This window comes from Blastopirellula marina, from assembly GCF_002967765.1.
GTDB classification, from domain to species: Bacteria; Planctomycetota; Planctomycetia; order Pirellulales; family Pirellulaceae; genus Bremerella; species Bremerella marina_A.
Genome location: NZ_PUHY01000005.1, coordinates 1 through 15,723 on the forward strand (window position 1 = coordinate 1; position 15,723 = coordinate 15,723).

Annotated in this window: 14 protein-coding genes and 2 tRNA genes; 8 read left to right on the forward strand and 8 right to left on the reverse strand. The window is 51.6% G+C overall.

Features of this window, described 5'->3' with window-relative positions; all coding sequences use genetic code 11:
* Positions 1–585 precede the first annotated feature (585 nt).
* Positions 586–658: transfer RNA gene (locus C5Y83_RS04055), tRNA-Ala, on the reverse strand.
* 46 nt (positions 659–704) lie between these two features.
* A tRNA-Ile gene (locus tag C5Y83_RS04060) sits at positions 705–778 on the reverse strand.
* 303 nt (positions 779–1,081) lie between these two features.
* On the opposite strand from C5Y83_RS04060, the gene C5Y83_RS04065 reads away from it, so the two are divergent.
* Together C5Y83_RS04065 and C5Y83_RS04070 are read left to right on the forward strand one after the other, a co-directional pair.
* Positions 1,082–2,989, forward strand: a complete 1,908-nt coding sequence (locus C5Y83_RS04065) for a TlpA disulfide reductase family protein (RefSeq protein WP_233207086.1) — start codon at positions 1,082–1,084, stop codon at positions 2,987–2,989.
* A 171-nt stretch (positions 2,990–3,160) separates the two neighbouring features.
* Complete coding sequence (locus tag C5Y83_RS04070) at positions 3,161–3,442, forward strand: hypothetical protein (RefSeq protein WP_146117617.1); 282 nt, start codon at positions 3,161–3,163, stop codon at positions 3,440–3,442.
* Between the two features lie 372 nt (positions 3,443–3,814).
* On the opposite strand, the gene C5Y83_RS04075 is transcribed toward C5Y83_RS04070, so the two are convergent.
* The gene (locus tag C5Y83_RS04075; RefSeq protein WP_105328392.1) at positions 3,815–4,588 is read right to left on the reverse strand and encodes an SMI1/KNR4 family protein; all 774 of its coding nucleotides are present in this window, start codon (positions 4,586–4,588) and stop codon (positions 3,815–3,817) included.
* 100 nt (positions 4,589–4,688) lie between these two features.
* Positions 4,689–5,018 (reverse strand): hypothetical protein, encoded by a 330-nt coding sequence (locus C5Y83_RS04080; protein ID WP_146117618.1) that lies wholly within the window; start codon positions 5,016–5,018, stop codon positions 4,689–4,691.
* Between C5Y83_RS04080 and C5Y83_RS04085 the strand changes: the two genes are divergently transcribed.
* Together C5Y83_RS04085 and C5Y83_RS04090 are read left to right on the forward strand one after the other, a co-directional pair.
* A complete protein-coding gene (locus C5Y83_RS04085; RefSeq protein ID WP_105328394.1) occupies positions 5,010–5,672 on the forward strand; it encodes a HEAT repeat domain-containing protein in 663 nt (220 codons plus the stop codon). The two genes, C5Y83_RS04080 and C5Y83_RS04085, sit on opposite strands and share 9 nt — an antisense overlap.
* Positions 5,673–6,064: 392 nt before the next feature.
* A complete protein-coding gene (locus C5Y83_RS04090; RefSeq protein WP_105328395.1) occupies positions 6,065–6,712 on the forward strand; it encodes a hypothetical protein in 648 nt (215 codons plus the stop codon).
* Positions 6,713–6,918: 206 nt separating this feature from the next.
* Here C5Y83_RS04090 and C5Y83_RS04095 read toward each other — a convergent pair whose 3' ends face one another.
* Complete coding sequence (locus tag C5Y83_RS04095; RefSeq protein WP_105328396.1) at positions 6,919–7,563, reverse strand: FMN-dependent NADH-azoreductase; 645 nt, start codon at positions 7,561–7,563, stop codon at positions 6,919–6,921.
* 69 nt (positions 7,564–7,632) lie between these two features.
* Here C5Y83_RS04095 and C5Y83_RS04100 point away from each other — a divergent pair, with 69 nt between their 5' ends.
* A complete protein-coding gene (locus C5Y83_RS04100; protein WP_233207087.1) occupies positions 7,633–8,058 on the forward strand; it encodes a winged helix-turn-helix transcriptional regulator in 426 nt (141 codons plus the stop codon).
* Positions 8,059–8,127: 69 nt separating this feature from the next.
* Here C5Y83_RS04100 and C5Y83_RS29065 read toward each other — a convergent pair whose 3' ends face one another.
* Positions 8,128–8,814, reverse strand: coding sequence for a toxin-antitoxin system YwqK family antitoxin (locus C5Y83_RS29065; RefSeq protein ID WP_146117619.1), 687 nt, complete (start codon positions 8,812–8,814; stop codon positions 8,128–8,130).
* Positions 8,815–9,229: 415 nt separating this feature from the next.
* Positions 9,230–10,303, reverse strand: a complete 1,074-nt coding sequence (locus tag C5Y83_RS04110; RefSeq protein WP_158262227.1) for a tetratricopeptide repeat protein — start codon at positions 10,301–10,303, stop codon at positions 9,230–9,232.
* Between the two features lie 1,299 nt (positions 10,304–11,602).
* Between C5Y83_RS04110 and C5Y83_RS29070 the strand changes: the two genes are divergently transcribed.
* Entirely contained in the window at positions 11,603–12,682 is a 1,080-nt protein-coding gene (locus tag C5Y83_RS29070; protein ID WP_146117620.1) for a hypothetical protein, read from the forward strand.
* A 287-nt stretch (positions 12,683–12,969) separates the two neighbouring features.
* Here the strand turns inward: C5Y83_RS29070 and C5Y83_RS04125 are convergent, their stop codons facing one another.
* Positions 12,970–13,374: a hypothetical protein gene (locus C5Y83_RS04125; protein WP_105328401.1), complete on the reverse strand. Its 405-nt coding sequence runs from the start codon at positions 13,372–13,374 to the stop codon at positions 12,970–12,972.
* A gap of 397 nt (positions 13,375–13,771) precedes the next feature.
* Here C5Y83_RS04125 and C5Y83_RS04130 point away from each other — a divergent pair, with 397 nt between their 5' ends.
* Positions 13,772–14,272 (forward strand): hypothetical protein, encoded by a 501-nt coding sequence (locus C5Y83_RS04130; protein ID WP_105328402.1) that lies wholly within the window; start codon positions 13,772–13,774, stop codon positions 14,270–14,272.
* A 319-nt stretch (positions 14,273–14,591) separates the two neighbouring features.
* The gene (locus tag C5Y83_RS04135) at positions 14,592–15,545 is read left to right on the forward strand and encodes a BON domain-containing protein (protein WP_105328403.1); all 954 of its coding nucleotides are present in this window, start codon (positions 14,592–14,594) and stop codon (positions 15,543–15,545) included.
* The last annotated feature ends 178 nt before the right edge of the window (positions 15,546–15,723 follow it).

Genomic DNA, 15,723 nt, shown 5'->3' on the forward strand with positions numbered 1-15,723 from the left:
CATTTCGGACTACTTTAATGTGACCAACTTGTCTAAGAGCTGGTCACTGAGATCCGTATCTTGTAACGATTCTAATACGCTGCTGTATCGCAACTCGTTGCTTCACCCTCTCAGGAGAAGACTTGAGTCACAACCGGCAGACGTTTAGATTCTCTTTGAGAACGGTCATTACTCTTATCGGCACTGCCAAAGTAATTCAGTCGAAACTGAACTCAAAGGCAACACATAATTGTAATAACCTTAACTCTATGAAATTGCATCGTTTTTAGGCGACAAAGCTTTGTTCGTTGCATTGCTCGTCAAGCGACAAGCAACTCAATCAAACAGCACTTCGTCACACAAAATGCCATCTACCAACCAAATTGTCAAAGATCATTTCGACGCGGCCTAGAAGGCGTTGTCTTATTCCGCTGAGCGGAATGAAAGAGAGTTCAATGAACTCCGTTTCATTGCGACCAGCGAAGTGTTTCCCAACTGGGAAGCGTCAAAGTTTACTCGGCAAGTTTGCTTTGTAAAGGGCCCCTCGAAAAACTTTCGAGAGATTTTTTCGAGGCCGATCTGACGTGGATCTGGTGGCCTCGAAAGTGGAGCTGACAGGGATCGAACCTGCGACCCTCTGCTTGCAAAGCAGATGCTCTCCCAACTGAGCTACAGCCCCTTTCATGGGATCGACTACTTTAGAATACGTTTCTGAAGTCGTCTAGTGGGCACACCAAGATTCGAACTTGGGACCTCGTCGTTATCAGCGACGCGCTCTAACCAACTGAGCTATGTGCCCCCTGTTGAAGCCATTGCCTCAACGGGAAGTAGCAAATTCTATCGACGCTTCACAATCTGTCAAACGGGGGTTTGCCGAAAAGTGAAGGAACCCTCCGATTATCGACTACGTATCGAAGGAATTCCAGGATTTAGGACCCCAAATCGCACGGAAGGTTCGGGGGATTCACGGCAAATCGACCTCAAAAAACTGATGGTGAATTCATTTGCTGTTTTGTGGATAATCCGTCGTAGCTATCGCAAGCAATGAACCAGTTGCTGTCACAAGCTTTTGCGACACTATTAGAAGACAAGGATGTGTGGAATGAAGAGTCCTACGGCTCGATGGGCGATGGCCCTGGGGTTGGCGGCTTTCAGCGGAAGTGCGGCACTTGCAGCCGGGCCGACCGCCGAACAAGCCCTGCAATTACAACCCATCCAAGCAGATGTTGACTATCAACGCCCCGCCGCAGGGGAAATTGCTCAGTGCAAAATCGGCGCTGAAAAGATCGGAAACGCGACTGGCTGGGTCGTCAGCGGCCCCAACGGCGAGCGTTTACGAGTCTTTCTCGATACCAACGACGACAAGAAGGTCGATCAGTGGTCGTACTTTAAAGATGGCGTCGAGGTCTACCGCGACGTCGATAGCGACTTCAATGGTAAAGCCGATCAGTATCGTTGGCTCGGTATGGCCGGAACCCGCTGGGGCGTGGATGTCGACGAAGATGGCAAGGTCGACGGCTGGAAGATGATTTCCGCCGAAGAGGTCTCGTCGGAACTGGTCGAAGCCGCCAAAACGGGCGATGTCGATCGCTTTATCTCCTTGATTCCTACGCAAGATGAACTGAAATCGCTCGGTTTGACAGGGCAACGGGCCAAAGATATCGCCGACAAGGTTGCTAAAAGCGAGCAGGCGTTCACGGCTTGGGCGCGTACGCAGAAGGCCATTGATAACAGCACCAAATGGGTGCACTTTGGTGCGACCCGCCCTGGCGTTGTGCCAGCAGGGACGGACGGCGTAACGAAAGACCTGGTGGTTTACGAAAATGCAATCGCCATGCTCGAGACGGGCGGTCAACACGGCCAGATCGAACTCGGAACGTTGGTTCGTATCAACGACGCCTGGCGTTTGATTGGTGTTCCAAGTGGTGGTGCTGGGGCTTCGGAAGTCGCTGCCAATCCGCAAGGTTCGTTCTTTTCGGTCAGCTATAACGGTGGTCCCGCTGCTGCTTCGGGCAACATGGGCATCGGCGCCGAAATGCAAGAATTGCTAGATCAACTCGAAAAGCTCGATCAGCAGATGGCGCAAGCTACTTCGCCACAGCAGCGCGAACAAATCGCCATGCAGCGATTGGAAGTCATTAAGAAGGTGATTGGTGCTGCCAACGATCCGGAAATGCGTGAGAACTGGATCAAGCAACTCGCCGATGCCCTGAGTGGTGGCATTCAAACCGGCGAACTCACCAAAGGATTGGATCAACTTCAATCGTTGGCTGATCAGGTTGAAAAGCAGGCCCCCAAGACCGATCTCGCCGCGTATGTTCGCTTCCGCGAGATGAGTGCAGCTTACACGCAGCAATTCAACGATCCGAAAGCGGACTACGCCAAGATTCAAGATGCCTGGCTCGCCAAGCTGGAAGGCTTCATTGATGCCTACCCGAAAAGTGCTGACTCGGCCGAAGCGATGATGCAGTTGGCAATCGCGCACGAATTTGCCGGTGAGGAAGACGACGCTAAGAAGTGGTATGCCCGCATTCGCAGCGACTTCGAGGGAAGCACGCTCGGCGACAAGGCCAACGGTGCGATCCGCCGCCTGGATGCCGTGGGCAAGCCGTACGTCATTCGCGGAACCACGCTGGACGGCAAGAAGCTCGATTCGTCGGCCTTCAAGGGTAAGGCCGTGCTAATTCAGTACTGGGCGACCTGGTGTGAACCTTGCGTCGAGGACATGAAGGTGATTCGCGAACTTCAGGCCAAGTATGGTGCTCGCGGTTTTCAGCCGATCGGGGTCAGCCTTGATTCAGGCGAAGCAGAAGTTCGTCAGTTCCTGACGGCCAACCGCCTGCCTTGGCCGCAGTTGTATCAAGATGGCGGTCTCGATAGCCCATACGCCTTGGAGATGGGTGTGCTGACGTTGCCGACCATGATTTTGATCGGTCCCGACGGTACGGTCATTAGCCGCGGCTTGCATATTTCGCAGCTCGATTCCGAACTCGGCAAGTTGATCAAATAGTTTTGGTCGATGGATGTCGATAATAACTTAAGGGGCACTTCTCGTGGTTCGAGATGTGCCCTTTTTCGTTGAATGAAATGCCGAATTCCTCTGGTGAGATGAGGCCGACTTTAGTAAAACTTGGCCTCCTCGAAAGGAATTCGAAGAATACTTCCAAAGATTGGAATGCAGATGTTTCCGTTTTACGTACCACTGCAGGTATGGTGGTTCGCCGCCCTTGTATACCTGTGTGCGATTGCCAGCGTCGCATGGGTCCGTTTTGCCCGCGACGTGCATAGCCAGCAGCTTGCTCAGGTCAGTTCGGTCGTCTGCTTTGTCGTGATGACGGTCCACCTGGTGCACGAAATCACCAGCGGCTCAGGCTTCTGGCTCGCCGGAGCGATCGTCTTCGTGGTGCTAGCCGTCCTGTGCGTCTTCGAACCGAAAACAACCCGCCCAACTCGGCATATCTAAGTTCGCCGAATCAACGGAATAAATGGCACACGACTTTCTTAAGCCCACGGTGTGCCACCGGGCATCTGGCCCGTGCCGAAGCGGTTTTGATTTCGAATCGCCCACTGGTTCCAGGCTTTTGTCTGCTTTCCTCTCATTAGACGAAAAAAGAGTCCTGACACCTTTTCTTCTCCGACACCTTTTCTTCTCTAAACGCACAAGACGCCAACCGTACCGACAAATTCCCCAGAGTGAAATAGAAGTTGTGGGTAATTGAAAGGCTGGCCGGACGGTTACATTCAAACGATTCGTCCCCGAACATACCGTTAAAAAGCTGTGAGCACAGTACCATGCCCCCGTCCCGCTTTACTTGCCCAACCGCCTACAGCAATTTCATTCTTCATCGTGGGAGTTCCTCTTTTTTTGGGGGGCTACGCTTTCTAGGTATTCGCGAATCTCTTTAAGATCGGGGCCGTTGGCAAGTTCAATTGCCAGCGCCCGGTTGCCTCCCATTTCCAGCAACTTTTTTACGTACTCTAGACGTCGACTGAGGATTGCCACTTCCATCGCGAGATCCAGATCGCCCCATGTTGCCTTCACGTCCATCAGCTTCTTAAATAGTTCGAAGTTGTCGACGCGGATGGCTTGGCTAAATAACGACAGCTCCTCGGACGGAACCACCTCGCCGCCAGATTCGATGTATTGCCGAACCGACTCCCAGGGCTGTTGCGCGATGGCTTCCAAGAAGGGAGGTGGCGGCTCCGGAGGCTGTGACAAGCTTTGTTCAAACGATGCCCAGCTATCCGCGCAAACCCGATCAGGTTCGCACGTGGAGACCAGAATCAGCCTGGGAGTCTTCCCGATTTCGAGACAGACGAATTCTTCGCCTGAGGTCATGGCAATAGGCAAGAGATGATCATCCTTCCGATATTCATTCACATCATCAAAGAATTCTTTCAGGCCGCCTTCGTCTCGTAGCTGGAGAAACAACAACAAGGGATAGGTAAGTAGCGTCGAGTAGACTTCAGGCATGCAGGCGCCACCGTTTTGAGCGAGCAGAAACTCCTTATACTCGCTGCAAATGGGGCCACCCACATAGCTTTCCAGATCGGCAAGAGCTTGCTGATCAATGGGAGGGCCCACCGCCGATAATTGAATATCCTTCATTACTTTGCCGAATTACCTTTCAGGGCTATTTGAATCAAGTACGTCTTCAATCGATTTATGCGGAGTCGGTTCATTGAATATTCAGGCTCTTTTGTCTTATCTAACGGACGCCTTCCGGCCAATCACCTTGCTTCTTTAGTTCTTCTATAATCGAATTACGGTTTTGTTCATCCATCCCCTTTTCAGCTTCATCCCTTTCCTTCTGGCCCTCTGCCAAAACCTCTTTCGGATGATCACGAAGATACCTGACCGCTTCAAAAGCATCCTCAAAGAAGGGGTCAAACCAACGCGCGACATCAATCCCTGCAGGATGAAGAAAAAGTGTCAGATGAAGAAAAAGTGTCAGGACTCTTTTTCCTCCGCTCAAAGAGCAACAGTTGGCTGAAACAATTAAGAAACTGTTACGTGATTTAGGTTTGCTATGAAGCAAGAGTTGGAAGAGCTGCTCCTAAACATGCTCAAGGCATTGCCGATAAAAGATGATGATGTTGGCACCAAAGCCAATCTCCTAAAATCGATTTGCTATGGCAATTCAATAGAGAAACTGCGTCCACTGTTATCTGATCCAGATCGAAATGTCCGAACGGCAGGCGCTCTGATACTTTCCAGGTCGGGGCAATCTTGCAGCTTCGTGAAGGAAGCAATGACTCTTATGCGTGATGCATCCCCTTGGACAAGGTTATATGCATCGGACGTCATGTTTCGGTGTGCCTCTCAGGATCGGCCGGAATACTTCGGTTATCTGGCATGCATGTTAGAGGATCAAGACTTATTTATCCGATCGCGTGCAATTGGGTATACCTGCCTAGCGAATGTGAATATGATTCGCATGGCGCTCGACTTTGACCAGTTTCCGGAGTCCACGAAAGGTACTCACAAAACATGCTTAAAACATCTAATTGTTCTGGACCGGTTAGAAGTTATCAAAATGCTCAATAGCAAGGACGCACTTGAGGTTCGATATGGCGTTGCTGGAGCTGCAAAAATGCGGAAAATTGCTCCTGAATTGGAACGATTAGCTCGTACCTTGACGCAAAAGGAGGTCGTAAACTTCTTCTATGTCGACGACGGTGGCTTGAGATAGTTAATGAGATAAAGGCAGGGCCGAGCAAGAAAAGGTGTCAGGACTCTTTTTTTCTCCGCCGATACACTGGCCGCTAACTTGAACAGTGGGAATGCGTGCTGCGAACGATCGCCAAGTTAACGGTAGGCAACCGCCCCAATCGCAAAGAACCCCGCCAGATCAAAGGCCGCCCGAAACCGTACAAGCTCCTGCAGTCAGCCCGAAAGTCAATCAAAACCCGGGAGGCTACAATGAGTTAGAGATTAAACTCGTGCCATTCAGTCCTGACACGCTTTCTTTCCCGTGGCACGCTTTCTTTTCCGGCAATGTTATGATTCTCTGGTGGGCTTGAGTTTTCTCCAGAGCCTCCCCGTCCCGTTTTATTCCCGATACCCCATCCAGAGGAACGCCGTATGTTGACAGAATCGGATTTTCACGGCGACCGTAACAAAACCATGTGGGAACCGCTCCCGCGCAGCCAATGTCCTCGACTTGCATCGGCCGGGGCGACGTTCGCAGGCTTCTTGATGGTTGGCCTGCTCTTCGGCGGGCTGATTTTGTCGGTAGTCCTCTGCGCGGTGGTGCTGGGCCGCCCAGCCCCCTTGTTCAAAGATCCGGTTTGGTGGGTGATGGCCCCCTTGATGACCTTGGGACCGCCGATTCTTTTAGAGTGGTACTTGAGTAAGCGACACCGCGGCAAGCGACTGTCGATAGATCAAGAGGAGGTTTGTTTTGGTAGCTCCAGCGTCAGACTGACCGATTTAAAGAGTATTTCAACGGGACAGTTTCAAGGTTTCATGGAACGCAACTTTTCGACCCTAGAGAAGGCGGCCGTCATCGCTGCAAACCCGATAACGGCCTCGCATAAAATCAAAGGGGCCCAAGCTGGCAGACAAAAACTACGAGACTGCAGCCTGACCCTGACCAAACAGGATGGCAAACAGATCCACTGGATCGGCGCACTGGCCTACTTCCAGGAAGAAGACCTCAAAGCCTTCTTTCAAACGCTGCTGGAGCGAAAGCCTGATCTCGAGCTGCAGACAAAACCAAGCGACGCTTGATGACCTCAGGCCCGAATGGGAAAGAAAAGGGGGCAGGACTGAATGGGAGGAAGAAAAGGTGCCATTCGTGTCAGGGCTCTTTTTTCTCCGCCTTAGGCAGCCAGAAATGATTGCCCCTTTGGGCTTACTCCTTATGCGTCGATTGTCGTTCCGGAGTTTGCCGGCTGGACGCACCACCCCCTGCCCTTTTTTTCTTTCCCTCGCACCTAGCAAGTCGAGGTTTCTTGGACAGCGATTTGCTGGGCTCTCTGCAAGGCGTTTTGCAGGGAGTCTTGTAGTGCCTGTCCGCCCCATTCGTCATTTTCAGCCGCGATGATCTCGATGTCGGTAATGCCGATGAAACCGAAGACGGTGCGTAAATGAGGATCGAGATGGTTCATTGATTCGTTCGGCCCGCCTGCTTCGTAGCCGCCGTCTCCTCTTGAGATCAAAGCAATCATTCGCTTGCCCTTTACAAGGGGCGTGTAGGGAGACTCAGGCAAGTTCGGATCAAAGGCAAACGTGCGGCCAATCCTAACGATTTGGTCAACGTAGGCTTTAAAGCCGCTAGGCATGCCGAAATTGTAAAAGGGGATTCCGGCCACAATCAGGTCTGCTTTCAGGAGTTCGTCGATCAATTCATCGCTTATTCGTAATGCCGTTTGCATCGTTTCTGTCCTCTCGTTCGGAGGTGTGAACGCGGCTGCGATCCACTCTTCGGTGACATGCGGCAGCGGATCGGCTCCTAGATCTCGACGGGCGATCGTGTCATGCGGGTTACGTATCTGCCACTCATTGACGAACGAGGATGAAAGTTGCCGCGTGTGAGATCGGGCTCGGCGTGGGCTTGAATCAATGTGCAATAGTTGCATCGGTGAACCTCCAGCGTGAGTGTTGGTTGATGCCTGCTCCCGTAATCCACCATGGAAACGGGCCGATTCGTGACGCAGACCTCAATCGTCTGCTTCCATACTCCGCCGCTGGTCGTGGTCGAACAAGCGGGAACAAATTTGTGGGGTACTTACTTTCAGGGCCGACTGTGCGAACATAAGGCAATGGAAACCACCGACCTATTTGAAAAATGCCTTGGCTGCCGTTATATGGTCGCGCTGATGCGCCGTATCGGAGAAGGTACTGCGCGGCCTGGCCAGTTAGAGCGGGCCCTGGAAGACATTTCCGCAAAGGTCCTTTCCGAGCGACTCAAGCGGTTGGTCGAATATCGAATCGTCGAGAAAACAGCCTTTCCCGAAATCCCGCCGCGTGTGGAATATCGCCTAACTACCTTTGGCCAACGCTTGTTAGAAATCGTGGACGAAGTCGAGCAGCTTCATAACAAGGCTTCGAAACAGGCCGACGGCTTGTTGTGAAAAGGTAGGAAAAGGTGCCTCGAAACTTGTTCTTGTCCACAAACAAAGAGTCCTGACACGAATGGCAACTTAAAGCCCAGATTCCACCCTTTGGATGAATTCCTGAATGGAGTCACAGGAATCGCTGGTTTGAAATTGATGCCACCGAGTGTGTTCCTTTAGCCTCTCGTCAATCGTATCAATCTCTGTGTTAACACTACCGTCTTCATTATAGAACACAGCCTTGTCAATCAACGGAGTCCTCATCCTGTATTCACCTATCCACCACACGTTACCATTTGGGTAGAAGCCACGGCAGTCACCATCCATAGCGTAATCTGCCATATAGCCAATGAATTTCACACTGCCATTCGCATAGAAACGTTTTGTTGGACCGTCCAGTGTGCCGTTTTCGCAATCAACCAAGTGTCCAAAGCCGGCGTTTGAACGGCGCAATGTCTTTAGCAGTGTTCTTTCGTCCGAATGACGATCGTCACAACGATACTTACGAATACTCCATTTGCTCATGGAATTGACTCCTCCCACAGACAGCGTAAGTGATTCATTGCTGTACGTACTACTCTCGTATGTACAAGTCATTCCATCCGATAGTGTGTTTGGCGTAACGCGGGAGAAAGTCCATTCATCACCGTCAAACGAAATAATGGAGGGAACTTGGTGGGTGCTTCCCTTGTGTTCGATTGAAACCATTCCTGTGTGAGCCGCTTGATGCTCACAGGAGATCGCGGCCAATGCAAGCACGGCTACGGCCGCCATGAGTGACCTTGCTGGGTTACGCACAACTGCCTCCGCTGTTACGTGACATATGCATGTGTCTCCTGCGTGATATATAACACGCTTGTGTTGCCTATGTAAAACGCAAAGCCTCAAACCGAATTATACCGCCGTGAGCACAGTCCGAAAGTCGTCGGCTACGCATTACGCTGCATTGGGGCAAGCAAAGCTGTCAAGATTCTTTCCCACTTCTAAGCAGCCCGCCGCCTGCATTTGAGCTCAACCCTCCGACCACATGGAAGGCCCAATAAGGCAAGCTCCTAAGTGAATAATGAGTCCTGACAACGTTTCCAGTCCTAAAGCAAGCGAAATTGCCGTCTGCCAAATGGATGCCCAAGACTTGTGGAACACGCCAAACCATCCAGTGCAGCATGCACGCGAAATTGTACAGTACTTTCTAATTCGACGACGTATAGCGACTTCGTGGCTGCGCGTGACGCCGTTCAATTTCCGCGATCTTGCTTGAAAGGATTTTCGACAGTTCCTTGTCATGCGAATTCTCTGCAAATTCCTGGTACTGTTTCAGCAGAATCAGCTTGGAGTCATCTGGATAGTTTGGGAGCTGGTTTGCAAGCAATAGTGCTTGATCAAATGCGGTGGAGACTCCCTGGCCATTGCCCAATCGCATCTGCGCGACGGCATAATCTTGGTAGATATTAAGCGAATAGAACGCTTCTAAGCCCGTCATTGGGTGAGGCCCGTCCAGAATCTGTTTGGCTAGTTGCACGGCTTCTTGATGTTTTTTTGCCGTGTTCAATTCCCTAATGAGAACGGAGGCAGCATTAAAGAATTGATTTGAGTCTGTTGATCGTCGTTGTTGATGCGTCTCGAAAACTAGTCGTCCGAACGCTATGGCATTCGGTCTGTCTTCTTTTTCATAGTAGCAACCGAAAAGCCCCGTGATCGCCTGACAATATAAATCACTTGAAGTCAGCTCTTTCGTTTCGAGCGAGGTCTGAACTTCCTTGTATATCGCGATCGCATCATCCAAATTGCGACCGCTTTCATAGTAAGCATCTGCGATGTTAATTCGCACTGCTATGGCGTGAAACGAGTCTTCGCCGTACAGCAAAGTTGCTTGGGTTAAAGAGTCTCTGTAGTGTTGGAGTGCTTTTGGCAAGTTGCCAAGAAGCTCTTGTCTGGTTCCTTCCACTACCTGTTGTTGTTGAAGCTTGGCGCGATTCTGAATCTCGTTCGAACCCGAAATTGCCCTGTCCAAATCTTCAAGTAGAAACGAGATCTCATTGCTTGAGAGAGCGATTCTTGCCGACTCGTTTCGTTCCATGAATGCACGGAGTTTGCCAATTATCTCTCGTTGCTTAGGAATATCGACCGATAGAAACGCGTTATAATATTCCTTTTGGAATGCGGTCGGTGCATCCTGAACGTTTTCGCCTGAAAGCTCTTGGCCGAGCGCGTGGAACTTTCCGGTGGATGTGTCCGCCAGCAGAATCACAAAGACTGCAAGCACTGCAGCACATCTTACCATGTCACTTCTCCGTAAATCTTTAATCCTTCAGTGGCACTTGCAGTCATTGCAGCCTTCACGTGCTTGGCAAGTTTTATTTGCATTGCGACTGCGGCATCACTACCAGTTGGACTGGTATTCGCTATCATGCCTACGTCAAACACTCGGACCTTGTCCCCGACGTGTATAAGGGCTTGGGCGCCCAATTGGTACTTCTTGTCGGTAAGACTATGGTCACCTGAAATCGTTACTGAAACATTAGAAACTTGTCCAAACAAGCTGCCGTCAACATCAAGTCTCCATGAGATCCAAACGGCGAAGCTAGAAAGGGCACTTTGTTATCTAAGACATATCGAGTGCTTCCTGAGACGTGACCGTCTTTGAGTTTCCCATTCGTACCTTCCAAATGTGCCGTAACGAACCCTGAGCAGAAAAGGCTGTTTGGTACTGTGTATTTGACGGTTGTTTTCCAGTCTAGGCCACTTTTTCCGACAACTGCTTGTATCCCAATTCCATCGTTCCCAGCCGAAACTCCCAGAGGGAAGTAAAGCTGTTAGGATTCTTTCCCTCTTCTAAGCAGTCCGGCGCCTGAATGTGGGTTGAGCGCTTCGCCCACTCGTTAGGCCTAATAAGGCAAGCTCCTAAGTGAATAATGAGTCCTCCCAACGTTTCCTCCCAGGTCGAATCCCGAAAAACATCGAACGGAGTATGTAAATGAGCTTCTTAACGGATTTCCGTTGTTTGAAATGGGTTGCGATGGCAATCCTTCTCTTGTTGTCATTTGACACAAGCTATGGCCAGGACGAAGCTCGGGATATCGAAGCGAGAATCTTGTTTACCGATGGAAAGTCTGGCGATCTTCATGGAGATAAGTTCTTCTTCAATGAAGATCCAGATTATCTGCTATGGATCAATGGACTTCGGGCAAGAGCTGAAGATAGCGGTGTTGGTCATCTTACCGGTGCTATTCGTTTGCGTGAGCAAGATGGAGCGATCATTTCGGATTTAGGGTTTGTAAACATTCCATTTCGAGAGCTCTTAGGGCCAGGTTCACTCGCGATGAGAATGAGGTCCGTGATCCCTGGCCGGAAAGCCGCAGGTGGCCCCATCACTTTGGAGGTTGAAGCTAGATGCCTAGAGACAGGTCAAAGATTTAAGGCATCACGTACCATTCGCTGGAAATCGGCGGACACGCTAACTATCACGAAGTACCGAATCCGCAACTCTTCTGATAGTCGGTATGATGTCGGAACTCTGTTGCGAGCAGGCAGGGACTATTCGCTCTACCTCGAAGTCCGAAACTTGGCGATCACCGACGGAAAAGTTCGATGTCGAGTCACCGTGTTAGGGTGCGATGAATCGGGGAAACCATTTCCAGGAGTGATGAATTCCAAGGACGCCGAGATCGATGTAGGTGACGGTACAGAACAAAGTCTAAGCACGTTTATCAATTGCCCGTTTCAAATTCCGCGTGCCGGTGTTTTTGAATTAGGCGTGACGGTTGAGGACCTGACGAACGGCAAAACGACTAGGCGTAACTTCCCAATAACCGTGACCAGCCTGTTTGATTCCGCCAAGGCAACAGACCTGGCGAAAAACAGCGGAGAATTGAGAGTCGATCTTGCTCTATCACAGGGATCTCATGGCCCTGTTCGACGCGACAACATGTACTTTGAGAATGAAACAGTCTTTTTTGCAGCACGCGTCTCTGGATTGAAGAAGAGCGAAAAAGGTGCCAGGAAGATGGCCGGTCGTGTTCGGCTCGCCAAAACCGATGGTACTGTTCTCTACGAAAAAGAAGTTGGGCCCGTAGAATTCGAGGAGTTCTTCGGTGGAGACTCGCGAGAATTTCCGTTTCTGCTAGAGACAAATTTCGTGGGCGGGATGCCACATGAGCTAGAGCTTAGCCTGAACGCTACCGATCTCGTATCAGGGACCAGTCGTACGGCTAAATTGCCGATTGAATTCAATCCCGACGCGGCGCTTCATACCACCGCACACTCAATAACACTTGACGAAGAAGGTCTTGTGCCAGCTGGACCAGTATTAGACGCTGGACGAATCTATTATTTGCACGGAAAGATAGTCGGATTCTCTTGGAAAGAGCGAGCCGTCAGCCTGGGACTGAGCGTCCGGGGCGTTAGTGCAACGGGAGAGGAGTTATCGGAATTGGTGCTTTCATCCAAGTATGAAATGAAACAGTCGAGATACGGCGAGCTCTCAACAACAGCAAGCTTTCGGCAGATCTTTAGTCCGAACCGCCCCGGCAACTTCGCACTTCGAGTCGAGGTAACCGACAATCACACAGGTGCAAAGTGTGCGGATGATATTCCCGTTGTCGTGAAATCGATTGGAATGAATAAAGACACTGAGCGGAAGTAGTATTAACTGAGTATAAGTCTAAGGAATCTTTCTCTCTTCTAAGCAGCCCGCCGCCTGAATTTGCATTCCATCCTCAAACCGTGCGGAAGGCAAAGCTGCCAAAGGAACAATGAGTTCTGGCACCTTTCCCCTAGTTTTTTTTCCCTCGCGGATGGAGCCTATTGAGAGGATGGTTTCTTTGGGCCTCCGTTTCGCATTCGTTCTGCCAGGGCTTCTTCGTAGGGGATTGATTCTTTGACACCGTGGAAGATGACTTTGCCGTATTGGTCTTCGATGATGATCTCGCCTCAGATCGTCGTGCGGTCTTTGTTGAAGTCGTATTGATCGAACTTAGTTTGCGAAATTCCCGTGATGGCTTGCCCGATCCCTTTATGTGGATATCCGAATGGTTGCAAAGGACCTGCGGATGTTAAGAGTTTGTGACGGGGAGACTTGAAGGACAGCACCTCAAAATAGTTGTGGTCTGGATCGCGCGGGTAGTCAATGATCATTCTTCCCGCACAGAGCCCTGGGGTGTCGAGGTCCCATTCAACTCTAACCTCTTCCATCATCTCAAGAACGTAATGGGGGGCCGCGTAACGAGAGTACAACTTGGGCGCCTGCCAAACACAATAGGCAGCGAAGGCCGATACCAGGGTGATCGCGACGATGAGTGCCCTGAGTGAGACACGTGGCGGGAAAGAAATTGCCATTGAGGGCTCCAGGAAGAATGAAACGAGGAGTGGGTTGGGCCACTATGTTCTCGTAGGGGCGGTTGTTTTTCCAGCAAAGTCTCGGGAAGTTGGCCAGGCCGGTCGTCCTCAGCCCCAATTGGGCACGCGAAAAGATCCACCTGTCAACTTCATGCTGGCATAGCCCAAGACTTCGATCTACTCCCCGGCTTTACTCACAAATGTGAAGATGGCGAGTTTGTGCCCGCTTTTTGCCGATTCTTGATGGGCGTGCGGCAGTTGCCCTGCTAACTGGCTGGCCCGAATTTGTGTTACGACTGGCAGAATTGGAAAATTTGCTTTGGTCGGACGGGGCGATCTGCCGAAACACCATGCTAGGTCAACTTATATCCATGACCCGAGCGATGGTGGATCGCGCGTGCCTCAGTTGGCAAGCGTCTGCCTGGAAGTGCTCGGAACAGCGCAATACTTTGCCGCGCAATTTCGGGAGAATGCGATGCGTTTGTCAGTCCTTTATTTCGCGTTGGTGCTATGCTCCTTCGCTGTGCCAGCGACGGGGCTGTCGCAAGAAGGCATGCCGCAAGGCGTTCCTTCCCAGTCCGTTCTGGTGAATTACAACGCTGCGATGCCAGCTCAAGCCTACGGCGGTGCTTACTGCCCACCGCAAGGCCACCATGGCATGTTCCAGCACCACCACCAATCCAACTTGCCTGGCTACGCTTACCCAGCGTACGCTCCGCACCCCAACTTCGGTGCGATGGATTACCCCAAGACACACGCTCCGGCCGCTTGGCCCTACTCGGGTCCGTTCCATCCTTATCCGCAGATCCCACCGGGATGGAAAAAGGTTGCCCTGGAATGGGACGACGGTTACTGGTACCTCGACTTCAAGTCGGCCCGTAAGCCAAAGCATCACTAAACCGGTGAATGCTGCCAATTCAAAGGCCTCCCCACTTGGTGCGGAGGCCTTTTTTTATGCGCTGATTGCTATTGACTGCTGGTTAAGCCGTTGTCGATTCGTCCCTTTTAGGTCGCAAAATCGAAAAAACACTGCCTTCCGGACCAATCGTTAGCCGAATTAAGGGAAGGCAGGACCGTTGTGATCGGTATCTGCGCCATTGCTGGACGATCCAGCAGATTGCAAACAGATTTTGGTCCCGGCTGTTTTCCAGTAACAATCGGGCCGATCGGATCGCAGTACGTAACGCGTGAAGAGAATATTCCTAGGAGGGGGGACGATGTCACGTCTATTTCAATTCGCGATGATTGCGGCCATGATGGCCCTGCCCGCGATCGCTATGGGTGGGGATGCAGAAATTGCCCAGTCCATCGTGAAACAACTTCAAGCAAAGAAGTCTGAAGGAAGCTTGAAGGGCTTTAACATTGGTTTGCGAGTCGAAGAAGGAGTCGTTTGGCTGGAAGGTCACGTCTCGAATCCGGCTCAGCATGACGCCGCGGTCGATATCGCTCGCCGCGTGTCTGGCGTCCAACGCGTTGTGGACGGCATTCGTATCGAAGGCAACGTGGTTGCTTCGGCCGAACAAGAAGTGCCAGCTCAACCTGTTTCGGCTCCTCGCGATCTGGCTGCCGCCGATCTGACCGAAGAAGCTCCGGAACTGGAATTGGCTGCTCCTCAGCGAGTTCCGGCTGCGATGCCAGCGATGGAAGAAGTTGTGTTGGAAGCACCTCAAGGTGATTTCAGCTTCTCGCCAGTGAAGCCTGCCAGTGCTGAACGTCCTGCCGCTGACGAAAGCGTGTTGGTCAATCAGCCTACTCCGGCTGCCCCACTGCGTCAGCTTCGCCCGGTTCCGGCTGCCGAACAGGCTCGCCCGATCCCAGCTGCTCAGCCAGCTTACCAGGTCGCTGCCAACACCAATGCTCGTGCCAACATGGCTCAGCAGCAGGTCGTTGCTCCGCCAGCGTACTACCCAGCTCAGTACGGCTACAACTACTACCGCCCAGTTCGGTACGATCACCCGCACATGCCTGGCTACGCTTGGCCAGCCTATGCGGCCTACCCGAACTACGCTGCGGTGACGTACCCACGTCAGTACTCGCCGCAGGCTTGGCCATACATTGGCCCGTTCTACCCTTACCCACAAGTCCCACTGGGATGGCGTAAGGTCGAAATGGAATGGAAAGATGGCTGGTGGACGCTCGACTTCAAAGCTCGTCGTCACAACGCCTTCTAAGCAGAGGAAACGTGCCTCGCGAACAAGCTGCGAGCGAGGCACCCTCCTAGGAAGCTTCCTCAAGCCTTCGCCGTTTTGGCGAAGGCTTTTTTGTGCCGTTTACCTGGTTTCGCCGTTGTCACAGGCCACTTGTGGGCCAGCCGGCAGAGACTGCTGTCGTGCTAGCGACGGTATTGCT

Excerpts from the sequence above, each read along its gene's own strand:
- C5Y83_RS04135 (WP_105328403.1), top strand. The coding sequence starts at position 14,592 with ATGTCACGTCTATTTCAATTCGCGATGATTGCGGCCATGATGGCCCTG.
- C5Y83_RS04065 (WP_233207086.1), top strand. The coding sequence starts at position 1,082 with ATGAAGAGTCCTACGGCTCGATGGGCGATGGCCCTGGGGTTGGCGGCT.
- C5Y83_RS29065 (WP_146117619.1), bottom strand. The coding sequence starts at position 8,814 with ATGGCGGCCGTAGCCGTGCTTGCATTGGCCGCGATCTCCTGTGAGCAT.
- C5Y83_RS04075 (WP_105328392.1), bottom strand. The coding sequence starts at position 4,588 with ATGAAGGATATTCAATTATCGGCGGTGGGCCCTCCCATTGATCAGCAA.
- C5Y83_RS04085 (WP_105328394.1), top strand. The coding sequence starts at position 5,010 with ATGAAGCAAGAGTTGGAAGAGCTGCTCCTAAACATGCTCAAGGCATTG.
- C5Y83_RS04095 (WP_105328396.1), bottom strand. The coding sequence starts at position 7,563 with ATGCAACTATTGCACATTGATTCAAGCCCACGCCGAGCCCGATCTCAC.
- C5Y83_RS04125 (WP_105328401.1), bottom strand. The coding sequence starts at position 13,374 with ATGGCAATTTCTTTCCCGCCACGTGTCTCACTCAGGGCACTCATCGTC.
- C5Y83_RS04090 (WP_105328395.1), top strand. The coding sequence starts at position 6,065 with ATGTTGACAGAATCGGATTTTCACGGCGACCGTAACAAAACCATGTGG.
- C5Y83_RS04070 (WP_146117617.1), top strand. The coding sequence starts at position 3,161 with ATGTTTCCGTTTTACGTACCACTGCAGGTATGGTGGTTCGCCGCCCTT.